The 13468-nt window shown below is 65.0% G+C and carries 11 protein-coding genes; all 11 read right to left on the reverse strand.

Annotated elements, in window-relative coordinates; translation table 11 throughout:
• Position 1: 1 nt before the first annotated feature.
• The 11 genes from rplB to rpoC all read right to left on the reverse strand — a co-directional run bounded on the left by rplB (position 2) and on the right by rpoC (position 13390).
• A complete protein-coding gene (gene rplB, locus ACFJGT_RS13060) occupies positions 2–844 on the reverse strand; it encodes a 50S ribosomal protein L2 (protein WP_377838323.1) in 843 nt (280 codons plus the stop codon).
• A gap of 10 nt (positions 845–854) precedes the next feature.
• Positions 855–1166: a 50S ribosomal protein L23 gene (locus ACFJGT_RS13065; RefSeq protein WP_047582026.1), complete on the reverse strand. Its 312-nt coding sequence runs from the start codon at positions 1164–1166 to the stop codon at positions 855–857.
• Positions 1163–1783: a 50S ribosomal protein L4 gene (rplD, locus tag ACFJGT_RS13070; protein WP_377838325.1), complete on the reverse strand. Its 621-nt coding sequence runs from the start codon at positions 1781–1783 to the stop codon at positions 1163–1165. The genes ACFJGT_RS13065 and rplD overlap by 4 nt, the downstream gene beginning before the upstream one ends.
• On the reverse strand, positions 1783–2511 hold the full coding sequence (rplC, locus tag ACFJGT_RS13075; protein WP_377838327.1) for a 50S ribosomal protein L3: 729 nt from the start codon (positions 2509–2511) through the stop codon (positions 1783–1785). Before rplC ends, rplD begins: the two co-directional genes overlap by 1 nt.
• A 124-nt stretch (positions 2512–2635) precedes the next feature.
• Complete coding sequence (gene rpsJ, locus ACFJGT_RS13080) at positions 2636–2944, reverse strand: 30S ribosomal protein S10 (RefSeq protein ID WP_043237115.1); 309 nt, start codon at positions 2942–2944, stop codon at positions 2636–2638.
• Between the two features lie 69 nt (positions 2945–3013).
• Positions 3014–4204: an elongation factor Tu gene (tuf, locus tag ACFJGT_RS13085; protein ID WP_377838329.1), complete on the reverse strand. Its 1191-nt coding sequence runs from the start codon at positions 4202–4204 to the stop codon at positions 3014–3016.
• Between the two features lie 53 nt (positions 4205–4257).
• The gene (gene fusA, locus ACFJGT_RS13090) at positions 4258–6333 is read right to left on the reverse strand and encodes an elongation factor G (protein ID WP_377838331.1); all 2076 of its coding nucleotides are present in this window, start codon (positions 6331–6333) and stop codon (positions 4258–4260) included.
• A gap of 33 nt (positions 6334–6366) precedes the next feature.
• Positions 6367–6837 (reverse strand): 30S ribosomal protein S7, encoded by a 471-nt coding sequence (gene rpsG / locus ACFJGT_RS13095; protein WP_061966717.1) that lies wholly within the window; start codon positions 6835–6837, stop codon positions 6367–6369.
• A 73-nt stretch (positions 6838–6910) separates the two neighbouring features.
• A complete protein-coding gene (gene rpsL, locus ACFJGT_RS13100; RefSeq protein ID WP_199085547.1) occupies positions 6911–7282 on the reverse strand; it encodes a 30S ribosomal protein S12 in 372 nt (123 codons plus the stop codon).
• 517 nt (positions 7283–7799) lie between these two features.
• On the reverse strand, positions 7800–8975 hold the full coding sequence (locus ACFJGT_RS13105) for a helix-turn-helix transcriptional regulator (protein ID WP_377838333.1): 1176 nt from the start codon (positions 8973–8975) through the stop codon (positions 7800–7802).
• Positions 8976–9205: 230 nt separating this feature from the next.
• Positions 9206–13390, reverse strand: coding sequence for a DNA-directed RNA polymerase subunit beta' (gene rpoC, locus ACFJGT_RS13110; RefSeq protein ID WP_377838335.1), 4185 nt, complete (start codon positions 13388–13390; stop codon positions 9206–9208).
• Positions 13391–13468 lie beyond the last annotated feature (78 nt).

Consider the following 13468-nt stretch of genomic DNA (forward strand, 5'->3'; position numbering starts at 1 on the left):
CTCAGTTCTTCTTCTTGCGGGCGTGACGGCTCGACACGATGAACGTATCGGTCCGCTTGTTCGAGCGGGTCTTCTTGCCCTTGGTCGGCAGACCCCAGGGCGTGACCGGATGACGGCCACCCGAGGTGCGGCCTTCACCACCGCCGTGCGGATGGTCGACCGGGTTCATCGAGACGCCGCGGTTATGCGGACGATGGCCGAGCCAGCGCGAGCGACCAGCCTTGCCGTCGTTCCGGTTCATGTGATCCGGGTTCGAGACGGCGCCGACCGTGGCATAGCACTGACCCGAGATCAGGCGCTGTTCGCCCGAGTTCAGGCGAACGATGACGTAGCCCTGGTCGCGACCGACGATCTGGGCGTAGTTGCCGGCCGAACGGGCGAGCGCGCCGCCCTTGCCGATCTTCAGCTCGACATTGTGGACGATCGTGCCGATCGGCAGCGAGCCCATCGGGGCCGCGTTGCCGGGCTTCACGTCGACCGAGTCACCCGCGACCACCGTGTCGCCGACAGCCAGGCGCTGCGGCGCCAGGATGTAGGCCTGCTCGCCGTCCTGATACTTGATCAGGGCGATGAAGGCGGTGCGGTTCGGATCGTACTCGAGCCGCTCGACGGTCGCCGGGATGCCGGCCTTGCCGCGACGCTTGAAGTCGACGAGACGCAGCGTGCGCTTGTGGCCACCGCCGCGGAAGCGGACGGTGATGCGGCCGGTGTTGTTGCGGCCGCCCGAGGAGCTCTTGCCCTCGGTCAGCACCTTGACCGGCTTGCCCTTGTAGAGCTCGCTGCGGTCGACGATCACGAGCTGGCGAAGGCTCGGCGTGATCGGCTTGAAATGTTTCAAAGCCATGATGCTTCCCTCACAGGCCCGTGGTCACGTCGATGGAGTGGCCCTCTTCGAGGGTCACGACCGCCTTCTTGACGTCCGAACGCTGGCCGGGACGGCCACGGAACATCTTGACCTTGCCCTCGGTGACGATCGTGTTGACGCTCTTCACCTTGACGTCGAAGAGCTTCTCGATCGCCGCCTTGATCTGCGGCTTCGTTGCGGTCTTGGCAACCTTGAAGACGACCTTGTTATGCTCCGAGAGCATCGTCGCCTTCTCGGTGATGACCGGCGCCACGATCACATCGTAGTGGCGCGGGTCGAGGTTCTTGGCGGACTGGCTCATTTGAAGCGCGCCTCCAGCGCATCGACGGCCGCGCGCGTCAGGACAAGCTTGTCGCGACGCAGGATGTCGTAAACGTTGATGCCCTGGACCGGCAGCACGTCGACATTCGGGATCGAGCGAGCGGCCAGGCCGAAATTGGTATCGATCTCGGCGCCGCCGATGATCAGCGCGCTCGACAGGTCGAGCTTGCCGAAATGGCCGAGCAGCACCTTGGTCTTCGGCTCGGACAGCGTCACATCGTCGATGATGATGATGCCGGCATCCTTGGCCTTGGACGAGAGCGCATGACGCAGGGCGAGAGCGCGGACCTTCTTGGGAAGATCATGACCGTGGTCACGAACGACCGGGCCGAAGGCCTTGCCGCCGCCGCGGAACTGCGGGGCCGAAGCCGCGCCGTGGCGAGCGCCGCCGGTGCCCTTCTGCTTGTAGATCTTCTTGCGAGTGCGATCGACTTCCGAGCGGCCCTTGGACTTGTGAGTCCCGGCGCGGCGCTTGGCGAGCTGATAGCGGACCATGCGGGCGAGCAGATCGGCGCGCGGCTCGAGGCCGAACACCTCATCCGACAGCTCGACCGAACCGGCCGACTTGCCTTCAAGAGTGGTGATATCGAACTTCATCACGCGTTCTCCTCAGCCTGGGCCGCAGGAGCCTCTTCCGCCTTGGCCTCGCCGGAAACCTTGAACTTGCCCGGCAGCGGCGCGTCCTTCGGGAGGGCGCGCTTGACGGCGTCACGGACATGGATCCAGCCGCCGGCGACGCCGGGAACGGCGCCCTCGACGAGGATCAGGCCACGCTCGGCATCCGTCTGGACGACGCGCAGGTTCTGCGTGGTGACGCGCTCGGCGCCGAGATGGCCCGGCATCTTCTTGTTCTTGAAGGTCTTGCCCGGGTCCTGACGGCCACCGGTCGAACCGATCGAGCGATGCGAGACCGACACGCCGTGCGTGGCGCGCAGGCCGCCGAAGTTCCAGCGCTTCATGCCGCCGGCGAAGCCCTTACCGGTGGTGGTGCCGGAGACGTCGACGAACTGGCCGACGACGAAGTGGTCCGCGGTCAGCTCGGCGCCGACGGGGATCAGCGCGTCGTTGCTGACGCGGAACTCGACCACCTTGCGCTTCGGCTCGACCTTGGCGACCGCGAAATGACCGCGCTCGGCCTTCGAGACATTCTTCACCTTCGCCGTGCCGGAGCCCAGCTGCACGGCCGCATAGCCGTTCTTCTCGATCGTGCGATGCGCGACGACCTGGCAGTTGTCGAGCTTCAGCACGGTGACCGGGATGTGCTCGCCGGCATCCGTGAAGATGCGGGTCATCCCGACTTTCTGTGCAATCACACCGGAACGCATCGGTGCATACCTTCCTCTGGGGTCATGTCCATCCGGGGTCGCCGGAAACAGAGGACCCGTTTAATCGGATCCGAAGATGGTCAGACGAAGTGGAAACCGCTTCGTCGTTCAGACCATCTCCGACTTAAAGCTTGATTTCGACGTCGACGCCGGCGGCGAGATCGAGCTTCATGAGGGCGTCGACCGTCTGGGGGGTCGGGTCGACGATGTCGAGAACCCGCTTGTGGGTCCGCATCTCGAACTGCTCGCGCGACTTCTTGTCGATGTGCGGCGAGCGGTTGACGGTGAACTTCTCGATGAGCGTGGGCAGCGGAATCGGTCCGCGGACCTGGGCGCCCGTCCGCTTCGCGGTCGACACGATCTCGCGCGTCGAGGCGTCGAGGATGCGGTGGTCGAACGCCTTGAGGCGGATCCGAATGTTCTGACCGTTCATGGTCTCAATTCTCCGTGACGTGAGAAAAGGCAAAGGCCCCGAAGGGCCCCTGCCCCTCACGCAAACGCGTTACGCGATGATCGAGGCGACGACGCCGGCGCCGACGGTGCGGCCGCCTTCGCGGATGGCGAAGCGCAGCTTCTCTTCCATCGCGATCGGGGCGATCAGCGTCACCTCCATCGAGATGTTGTCGCCCGGCATCACCATCTCCGTGCCTTCCGGCAGGGTCACCACGCCGGTCACGTCCGTCGTGCGGAAGTAGAACTGCGGGCGGTAGTTGGTGAAGAACGGCGTGTGACGGCCACCCTCTTCCTTCGTCAGGATATAGGCCTCGGCCTTGAACTTCGTGTGCGGCTTCACCGAACCCGGCTTGCACAGGATCTGCCCGCGCTCGACGTCCTCACGCTTCGTGCCGCGCAGCAGCGCGCCGATGTTGTCGCCCGCCTGGCCCTGGTCCAGAAGCTTGCGGAACATCTCGACGCCGGTCACCGTCGTCTTCACGGTGTCCTTCAGGCCGACGATCTCGATTTCCTCGCCGACCTTGACGATGCCGCGCTCGACGCGGCCGGTCACCACCGTGCCGCGGCCCGAGATCGAGAACACGTCCTCGACCGGCATCAGGAACGGCTGGTCGATCGGGCGCTCCGGCTGCGGGATGTAGTCGTCGACCGTCTTCATCAGCGCGATCACCGCGTCATGGCCGATTTCCGGCGTGACGTTGTCGAGGGCGGCCTTGGCCGAGCCCTTCGTGATCGGGATGTCGTCGCCCGGGAAGTCGTACTTCGACAGGAGCTCACGGATCTCCATCTCGACCAGCTCGAGCAGCTCGGCGTCGTCGACCAGGTCGACCTTGTTCATGAACACCACCAGCGCGGGAACGCCGACCTGGCGCGCCAGCAGGATGTGCTCGCGGGTCTGCGGCATCGGGCCGTCGGCCGCCGACACAACCAGGATCGCGCCGTCCATCTGCGCCGCACCCGTGATCATGTTCTTCACGTAGTCGGCGTGGCCGGGGCAGTCGACATGGGCGTAGTGGCGAGCCGGGGTCTCGTACTCGACATGCGCGGTCGAGATCGTGATGCCACGAGCCTTCTCTTCCGGAGCCTTGTCGATCTGGTCATACGCCGTGAACGACGCGCCGCCAGACTCAGCCAGCACCTTCGTGATCGCAGCCGTCAACGACGTCTTGCCATGGTCAACGTGACCAATCGTTCCAATGTTGCAGTGCGGCTTGGTCCGCGCAAATTTCTCTTTGGCCATCGTAGCCTCCGTCAGTCAAATCGTTGTTGCGTTAAAGCAGGTCGGGCTGGTGATCAGGCGTACTTGGCCTGGACCTCGGCGGCCACCGCCGACGGAACCTGCTCGTAGTGGTCGAATTGCATCGTGTAGTTGGCGCGGCCCTGCGAGAACGAGCGCAGCTGGTTCACATAGCCGAACATGTTGGCCAGCGGAACCATCGCGTTGATCACGACGGCGTTGCCGCGCATGTCCTGGCCCTGGATCTGGCCACGACGCGAGTTCAGATCGCCGATGACCGAACCGGTATAGTCTTCCGGGGTCACGACCTCGACCTTCATGATCGGCTCGAGCAGCACGGAGCCACCCTTCTGCAGACCTTCGCGCAGCGCTGCACGGGAGGCGATTTCGAAGGCGAGCGCCGACGAGTCGACTTCGTGGAAGGCGCCGTCGATCAGCGTGACCTTGACGTCCACGACCGGGAAGCCGGCGAGGACACCAGAGCCGATGACCGAGTTCAGGCCCTTCTCGACGCCGGGGATATACTCCTTCGGCACCGAACCGCCGACGACCTTCGACTCGAACTCGAAGCCCTTGCCGGTCTCGTTCGGCTCGATGACGAGCTTGACGCGGGCGAACTGGCCGGTACCGCCGGTCTGCTTCTTGTGGGTGTAGTCGATCTCGGCCTTCTTGGTCAGCGTCTCGCGATACGCAACCTGGGGCGCGCCGATATTGGCGTCGACCTTGTAGGTGCGCTTCAGGATGTCGACCTTGATGTCGAGATGGAGCTCGCCCATGCCCTTCAGGATGGTCTGGCCGCTCTCCTGGTCGGTCGAGACGCGGAAGGACGGATCCTCGTTCGCGAGCTTCGACAGGGCGAGGCCCAGCTTCTCCTGGTCGGCCTTGGACTTCGGCTCGATCGCGATCGTGATGACCGGCTCGGGGAACTCCATGCGCTCCAGGATGACCGCATGGGTCGGGTCGCAGAGCGTGTCGCCGGTACGGACGTCCTTGAGACCGGCCAGGGCGACGATGTCGCCGGCGAAAGCCTCCTTGATGTCTTCACGGTTGTTCGCATGCATCAGGAGCATGCGACCGACGCGCTCCTTCTTGTCGCGGGTCGAGTTGATGACGCCCTGGCCGGCATCGACCTTGCCCGAATAAACGCGGCAGAAGGTGATGGTGCCGACGAAGGGGTCGTCCATGATCTTGAAGGCGAGCATGGAGAACGGATCTTCGTCCGTCGGATTACGGGTCGTCGGCTCTTCGGTCTTGAAGTCGATGCCTTCGACCGCGCCGCGATCGACCGGCGACGGCAGGAAGTCCACGACCGCGTCGAGCAGGGGCTGCACGCCCTTGTTCTTGAAGGCCGAGCCGCAGAAGACCGGATGGAAGGCGCGGCGCTGCACGGCGGTGCGGACCAGCTTGCGCAGGGTCGCGGCATCCGGCTCGGTGCCTTCGAGATAGGCTTCCATCGCGGCATCGTCCATCTCGACGGCAGCCTCGACGAGCTTGTTGCGATACTCGGCCGCCTTGTCGGCGAGATCGGCCGGGATGTCCTTCTCCTCGAAGGACGCACCCAGCGCTTCGCCGTTCCAGACGATCGCCTTCATCTTGATGAGGTCGATGACGCCGGCGAAGTCGGACTCCGAACCGATCGGAATCTGCAGGCAGACGGGCTTGCCGGCGACGCGGTCGATGATGTCCTGAACGCAGCGATAGAAATCGGCGCCGATCTTGTCCATCTTGTTGACGAAGACGACGCGCGGAACGTCGTACTTGTCGGCCTGGCGCCAGACGGTCTCGGTCTGGGGCTCGACGCCCTGGTTGCCGTCGAGAACGCAGACGGCGCCGTCGAGCACGCGCAGCGAACGCTCGACTTCAATGGTGAAGTCGACGTGGCCGGGGGTGTCGATGATGTTCAGGCGGTGGTCGCGCCACAGGCATGTCGTCGCAGCCGAGGTGATCGTGATTCCACGCTCCTGCTCCTGCGTCATCCAGTCCATGGTCGCGGCGCCGTCATGGACTTCGCCGATCTTATGCGACTTGCCGGTGTAGAAAAGGATGCGCTCGGTCGTCGTCGTCTTGCCGGCATCAATGTGGGCCATGATGCCGAAGTTGCGATAACGGTCGATGGGATGGGAACGGGCCATGATCGTGCTCTGTGTCTCGGTGCAGTACGCCGCTTACCAGCGGTAGTGCGAGAAGGCGCGGTTGGCTTCCGCCATCCGGTGCGTGTCTTCACGCTTCTTGACGGCGTTGCCGCGGTTGTTGGCGGCGTCCATCAGCTCGGCCGACAGGCGCTCGACCATGGTCTTGTCGTTGCGGCCGCGAGCGGCCGTGATCAGCCAGCGGATCGCCAGAGCCTGGCGGCGCTCGGTGCGGACTTCGACCGGAACCTGGTAGGTCGCGCCACCGACGCGGCGGGAACGAACCTCGATCGCCGGAGCGACGTTCTCGAGCGCCGACTTGAAGACGCCGAGCGGCTCGCTCTTGGTCTTGGCCTCGATGATGTCGAAGGCACCGTAGACGATCCGCTCGGCGGTCGACTTCTTGCCTTCATACATCACGGAGTTCATGAACTTGGTCACGACGATATCGCCGAACTTCGGGTCCGGGATAACTTCGCGCTTTTCGGCACTGTGGCGGCGGGACATCGTCTAGTCTCCGGTCAATCTGGAACGCTGCGGACCGGCTTGGATCGAATGACCCCGCCGGCCTGGCAGAAAATTACTTCGGACGCTTTGCGCCGTACTTCGAACGGCGCTGCTTGCGGTTCTTGACACCCTGGGTGTCGAGCACGCCGCGCAGGATGTGGTAGCGCACGCCGGGAAGGTCCTTCACGCGGCCGCCACGGATCATGACGACAGAGTGCTCCTGGAGGTTGTGACCCTCGCCGGGGATGTAGCCGATCACCTCGAAGCCGTTGGTCAGGCGAACCTTCGCAACCTTGCGGAGCGCCGAGTTCGGCTTTTTCGGGGTCGTCGTATAGACGCGCGTGCAGACGCCGCGCTTCTGCGGGCAATTCTCAAGCGCCGGGGCGGTGTTACGCGCCTTCACGGGCGACCGCGACTTGCGGATGAGCTGGCTGATTGTCGGCATTCTGGCCTCTCGCCCCACTGAGCGTTTGGAAATTCCTGGTCAATCTCCCAGGCCGAGCAAAGTCATGACATAAACGAAGCCGCGCCATCGGCGCCCTTTCAGGGGCCTCAGGCGCGTTCGCCAGCAGAGGAACACGGAAAATCCGCGTTCATGCATCCTGCCATGTCGTCAATCGACGCTGGAATTCCGACGGAGTTTCGGTCGCGAAACTCGCTCGCGAACCATGCGCGAGCGACAAACGTGTCCGACAACCGTCGACAGTGGCGCGCTTATGACTCACGCGGAGATTCGCGTCAACCCCGGAATCCGCTTCCGGGCGCGTTTCGGCCTGCATTTCCGCCACCCACCGGGCGAATGGCGGCTCCGGGCCGATCGCGATCGCATGTCATGCGCCGGTCGACAGCATAGCCGCGCGAAACGAGGCGTACAGCTCCCTTCGATCCGGGCCACCGCTCGATCCCCAGGAGAGAATCGGTGGGTTGAACGAGCGTCTCGGCGAGAGCCCCGCCGCCCTGCCCTACCGAACCGCCATCCGGGCGAGCAGCGCCGAAAGCTCGCTCTGCCGGGTCACGCCGGTCTTCTGGAAGACGCGCTTCAGGGTCGTGCGCGCCGTCTCCTCTGTGATGCCGAGACGCTCGCTCGCCTCTCGCGGCGCCAGCCCCACCCCGACCAGGGCCGTCAGGCGAGCCTCGGCCAGCGTCAGGCCGAGAAGATCGCGGACAAGTGCCGGATCGGCCGGAGCATCAGCCTGAGAGCTCGTGACGACGGCGATCGCCACGACCTCCGCAAGCAACGTCTCGACCGCACCGCGATCCGCTACCCGGACCGGAAGCACATGAACGGCCAGGAAGCCGTCGCGCTGGTGATCCTGCACGACGACCGGGCGCGGTGCGTCGAGAAGGGCTGCGTGCCCGAAAGCCGCGTCCGCGATCCTGGCCCGCAGCAGCTCGCGCGGCGCCTCTGCCCGTGCCGTCAGCCGCCCGGCACTGACGAGCAGGCCGTCACCGGCGAGCACCTGCCCGGCCGGGTTGGCGAACAGCACGCGCCCGTCACCGGCGAGGAGGAAGACGCCGACTCCGAGCCGGGTCAAGGCATCGGCGAGCGCGTGCTGCGAAGCTTCGGCATTGATCAGCCGGATGCCGAGCCTCAGCGCATTCTCGACATGACGGCCAAGCCGGCTCAGCGTCCCGAGCTCCGCATCGGTCCACGGCCCCTTGTCCGCTGCGCGCTGGACCGCCAGCGCCACCCCGACCCGCGGATCGGGCGAGATGCCGACGCCACCGAACCAGCCGAGGCCGTGCGAACGCAGGAACTGGGTATAGAAGGGCAGCTCCTGCATTTCTTCGGACGTCGCGATGTCGCGATCCGAGATGGTGTCGGAGCGCGAGATCGCGCCGCCTTCGAGCGAGCGCGAGAAGCGCACGTCGTGGCGCCACCACTCCCCCGCCTCGTAATCTCGCTGGGCCGCTTCCAGGCCGGGCGAGCAGATCGTGCCATAGGCACCGTCTTCCCGCTGATAGATCAGATGAGCGCCGACATCGCCGAATGCATCGGCGATCGCCTGCAGTGCCACGGGCCAGCGCTCGGGGGCGGGAGCCGCATCATAGATTGCCTCGACCGCCTCGACGAAACCAGGCGGCACCTCGTGATCCGGGGCTTCCTTGCCCTCTCGCCTTGCTGGCCAACGCATCATGCCCTCGCATCGTTCGCCCTCGAAACTTAGAGTATTTCCACGCCCTGTGGACACCGAAGCGCGTGAAGAAAACGTGAGAAAACCTCGATCCGCAGGCTGTCCACGCTGCAGGGGCACGGATTGGTCCGAGCGTCCGGGGCGCCACGCGGCTCAACGGCGCCGCGGCTTGCGCAAAAAGAAACGGCCGCCCGAAGGCGGCCGTTTCATGACGTGAGGCTTGAGCCTGGCTGTTACTCGGCAGCCGGGAGCACCGCGGCGGCTGCCTTGGCGGCCTTGGCAGCCGCATCCGCCTTCTGGCCGACGATGAGATCGTCGCGGCGCGTCGCCACCTGCTTGATGCGGGCGACCTGGGCGCCCGTACCGGCCGGGATGAGCGAGCCGACGATGACGTTCTCCTTGAGGCCTTCGAGCATGTCCGACTTGCCGTTGACCGCCGCCTCGGTGAGGACGCGGGTGGTCTCCTGGAACGACGCCGCCGAGATGAAGGAGCGGGTCTGCAGCGAGGCCTTGGTGATGCCGAGCAGGACCGGAACGCCGGATGCCGGCTTCTTGCCCTCCTCGCGCAGCTTCGCGTTGACCTCTTCCAGCTCGATCCGGTCGATCTGGTCGCCGGTCAGGATGTCGCTGTCGCCGGACTCCGTGATCTCGACCTTCTGCAGCATCTGCCGGACGATAACCTCGATGTGCTTGTCGTTGATGGTCACGCCCTGGAGGCGATAGACCTCCTGGATTTCGTTGACCAGATAAGCCGCCAGCTCCTCGACGCCCTTGATCGCAAGGATGTCGTGCGGGGCCGGGTTGCCGTCGAGGATGTAGTCGCCGACCTCCACGACATCGCCTTCCTGGAGATGGATGTGCTTGCCCTTCGGGATCAGGTACTCGACCCCGTCGGAACCGTCATGCGGCGTCAGCGTGACGCGGCGCTTGTTCTTGTAGTCCTTGCCGAAGCCGATCACGCCCGACTTCTCGGCAATGATCGCCGCGTCCTTCGGACGACGCGCCTCGAACAGCTCCGCGACGCGCGGCAGACCGCCGGTGATGTCGCGGGTCTTGGCCGAGTCGGTCGAGACGCGCGCCAGCACGTCGCCGGCCTTGATCGCGTGGCCCGGCTCCACCGAGATGATGCCGTCGACCGGCAGGATGTAGCGGGCTTCGCCACCACGGGCGAGCTTCGCAACCTTGCCGTCCGCGCCGAAGATCACCATCGCCGGCTTGAGGTCGGCCGTACGGGCCGAACCGCGCCAGTCGATGACGACGCGCTTCGAGATGCCCGTCGCTTCGTCGGTGGTCTCGGTGATCGACATGCCGTCCACGAGGTCCTCGTAGCCGACCTTGCCGTCCACTTCCGCCAGGATCGGGCGGGAATAGGGGTCCCACTCGATCAGGCGCTGGCCGCGCTTGACCTTGTCGCCCTCGTCGACGCGCAGCTTCGAGCCGAACTGGACGCGATGGACCGCACGCTCGGCACCGTCGGGGCCGACGATCACGATGGCGATGTTGCGCGCCATGGCGATGAGGTCGCCGTCCGAGTTCCGCGCGACGTTGCGGTTGCGCATCTTGACCGTGCCTTCGAAGTTCGACTCGACGAAGGACTGGTCGGCGATGGTGGCCGCGCCGCCGATGTGGAAGGTACGCATGGTGAGCTGCGTGCCCGGCTCGCCGATCGACTGCGCCGCGATGACGCCGACGGCCTCGCCCATGTTGACGGGCGTGCCGCGAGCGAGGTCGCGACCGTAGCAGGTGGCGCAGACGCCGTTCTTGGTCTCGCAGGTGAGAACCGAACGGATCTTCACCTCCTGGACGCCGGCAGCGTTGATCTTGGCGATGTCGCTCTCTTCGATCACCACGCCCTTGGCGACGATGACCTTGCCCTCGACATCGACGATGTCCTCGGCCGTCGCGCGACCCAGGATGCGCATGCCCAGCGAGGCCACGATCTGGCCGGCATCGACGATGGCGCGCATCTTGATGCCGTTATCCGAGCCGCAATCCACCTCGGAGATGATCGCGTCCTGCGCCACGTCGACGAGACGGCGGGTGAGATAGCCGGAGTTGGCCGTCTTGAGCGCCGTGTCGGCGAGGCCCTTACGGGCGCCGTGGGTCGAGTTGAAGTACTCGAGAACGTCGAGACCTTCCTTGAAGTTCGAGATGATTGGCGACTCGATGATCTCGCCCGAGGGCTTGGCCATCAGGCCGCGCATGGCGGCGAGCTGGCGCATCTGCGCCGGCGAACCACGGGCACCCGAGTGGCTCATCATGTAGATCGAGTTGATCTGCTTGTCGCGGCCGGTCTCGTCCTTCTGGACGGTCGAGATGCGGGCCATCATCTCCTGGGCGAGCTTGTCGGAGCACTTCGCCCAGGCGTCGACGACCTTGTTGTATTTCTCGCCCTGGGTGATCAGGCCGTCCTGGTACTGCTGCTCGTAATCCTTGGCGAGCGCGCGGGTCGTGTCGACGATCTCCCACTTGTTCTCCGGCACGACCATGTCGTCCTTGCCGAAGGAGATGCCGGCCTTGAACGCGTGGCGGAAGCCCAGCGCCATGACGCGGTCGCAGAAGATCACCGATTCCTTCTGACCGCAGCCGCGATACACGGCGTCGATCATTCCGGAGATTTCCTTCTTGGTCATCAGGCGGTTGCTGACGTCGAAGGACACGGCCGGATGGTCCGGCAGCGCGGTCGAGAGGATCACGCGGCCCGGCGTGGTGTCATAGATCTTCGTGTACGGCTTGCCGTCCTTGCCGGTGCCGGTCCAGCGATACTTGATCTTCGAATGCAGCGTGACGACCTTCTCGTGCAGCGCGTGCTCGAGCTCGCCGAAATCGCCGAAGACCTTGCCCTGGCCGGGCTCGCCATCCGAAACGATCGAGAGATAGTACAGGCCGAGCACGATATCCTGCGAGGGCACGATGATCGGCATGCCGTTCGCCGGGTGCAGGATGTTGTTGGTCGACATCATCAGCACGCGCGCTTCCAGCTGCGCCTCGAGCGACAGCGGGACGTGCACGGCCATCTGGTCGCCGTCGAAGTCCGCGTTGAAGGCGGCGCAGACCAGCGGATGGAGCTGGATCGCCTTGCCCTCGATCAGCACGGGCTCGAAGGCCTGAATGCCGAGGCGGTGGAGCGTCGGCGCGCGGTTCAGCATCACCGGATGCTCGCGGATAACCTCGTCCAGGATATCCCAGACCTCAGGCTTCTCCTTCTCGACGAGCTTCTTGGCCTGCTTGACCGTGGTCGAGTAGCCCTTGGCGTCGAGGCGCGCATAGATGAACGGCTTGAACAGCTCGAGCGCCATCTTCTTCGGCAGGCCGCACTGGTGCAGCTTCATCTCCGGGCCGACGACGATGACCGAGCGGCCCGAGTAGTCGACGCGCTTGCCGAGCAGGTTCTGGCGGAAGCGGCCCTGCTTGCCCTTCAGCATGTCGGCGAGCGACTTCAGCGGGCGCTTGTTGGCACCCGTGATGACGCGGCCGCGACGGCCGTTGTCGAACAGCGCGTCGACCGACTCCTGCAGCATCCGCTTCTCGTTGCGGATGATGATGTCCGGCGCGCGCAGCTCGATGAGGCGCTTCAGGCGGTTGTTACGGTTGATGACGCGACGATAGAGGTCGTTCAGGTCCGAGGTCGCGAAACGGCCGCCGTCGAGCGGCACGAGCGGGCGCAGATCCGGCGGGATGACCGGGATCTGGGTCATCACCATCCATTCCGGCTTGTTGCCCGACTCCTGGAAGGCCTCGATGATCTTGAGGCGCTTCATCAGCTTCTTGGGCTTCAGCTCCGACGTCGTCGTCGCGATCTCATGCTTGAGATCGGCGTTGATCTGGTCGAGGTCGAGCGCGCGCAGCATCTCGCGGATGGCTTCCGCGCCGATCATGGCGGTGAAGGTGTCCGCGCCGTACTCTTCCTGGCAGCGGACATACTCTTCTTCCGACAGAAGCTGACGGTCCTTGAGCGGGGTCAGGCCCGGCTCGATGACGACATAGCTTTCGAAGTAGAGGATGCGCTCCAGATCCTTGAGCGGCATATCCATCAGGAGGCCGATGCGCGAGGGCAGCGACTTCAGGAACCAGATATGCGCGACGGGCGCGGCGAGCTCGATATGGCCCATGCGCTCGCGCCGGACGCGGGCGAGCGTCACTTCGACGCCGCACTTCTCGCAGATGACGCCCTTGAACTTCATGCGCTTGTACTTGCCGCACAGGCACTCGTAGTCCTTGATCGGCCCGAAGATGCGCGCGCAGAACAGGCCGTCACGCTCCGGCTTGAACGTGCGGTAGTTGATGGTCTCGGGCTTTTTGATCTCGCCAAAGGACCAGGACAGGATCTTCTCCGGGCTCGCGATCGAAATCTTGATCGCGTCGAAGGCCTGCTGGACCGGCTGCTGGCCGAAAAGGTTCATGACCTCTTGCTTCATCGCCTGTCTCCTTCCGCCGGCGGGGGCAAAGGCCGCCCTGCCCGGCTCGTCAAATCCGTCAGCCGGCGGCGTGAGTGC

This window comes from Allobosea sp. UC22_33 (genome assembly GCF_042700715.1).
In the GTDB taxonomy this organism is placed as follows: domain Bacteria; phylum Pseudomonadota; class Alphaproteobacteria; order Rhizobiales; family Beijerinckiaceae; genus Allobosea.

Excerpts from the sequence above, each read along its gene's own strand:
- rplB (WP_377838323.1), bottom strand. The coding sequence starts at position 844 with ATGGCTTTGAAACATTTCAAGCCGATCACGCCGAGCCTTCGCCAGCTC.
- ACFJGT_RS13065 (WP_047582026.1), bottom strand. The coding sequence starts at position 1,166 with ATGAGCCAGTCCGCCAAGAACCTCGACCCGCGCCACTACGATGTGATC.
- rplD (WP_377838325.1), bottom strand. The coding sequence starts at position 1,783 with ATGAAGTTCGATATCACCACTCTTGAAGGCAAGTCGGCCGGTTCGGTC.
- rplC (WP_377838327.1), bottom strand. The coding sequence starts at position 2,511 with ATGCGTTCCGGTGTGATTGCACAGAAAGTCGGGATGACCCGCATCTTC.
- rpsJ (WP_043237115.1), bottom strand. The coding sequence starts at position 2,944 with ATGAACGGTCAGAACATTCGGATCCGCCTCAAGGCGTTCGACCACCGC.
- tuf (WP_377838329.1), bottom strand. The coding sequence starts at position 4,204 with ATGGCCAAAGAGAAATTTGCGCGGACCAAGCCGCACTGCAACATTGGA.
- fusA (WP_377838331.1), bottom strand. The coding sequence starts at position 6,333 with ATGGCCCGTTCCCATCCCATCGACCGTTATCGCAACTTCGGCATCATG.
- rpsG (WP_061966717.1), bottom strand. The coding sequence starts at position 6,837 with ATGTCCCGCCGCCACAGTGCCGAAAAGCGCGAAGTTATCCCGGACCCG.
- rpsL (WP_199085547.1), bottom strand. The coding sequence starts at position 7,282 with ATGCCGACAATCAGCCAGCTCATCCGCAAGTCGCGGTCGCCCGTGAAG.
- ACFJGT_RS13105 (WP_377838333.1), bottom strand. The coding sequence starts at position 8,975 with ATGATGCGTTGGCCAGCAAGGCGAGAGGGCAAGGAAGCCCCGGATCAC.
- rpoC (WP_377838335.1), bottom strand. The coding sequence starts at position 13,390 with ATGAAGCAAGAGGTCATGAACCTTTTCGGCCAGCAGCCGGTCCAGCAG.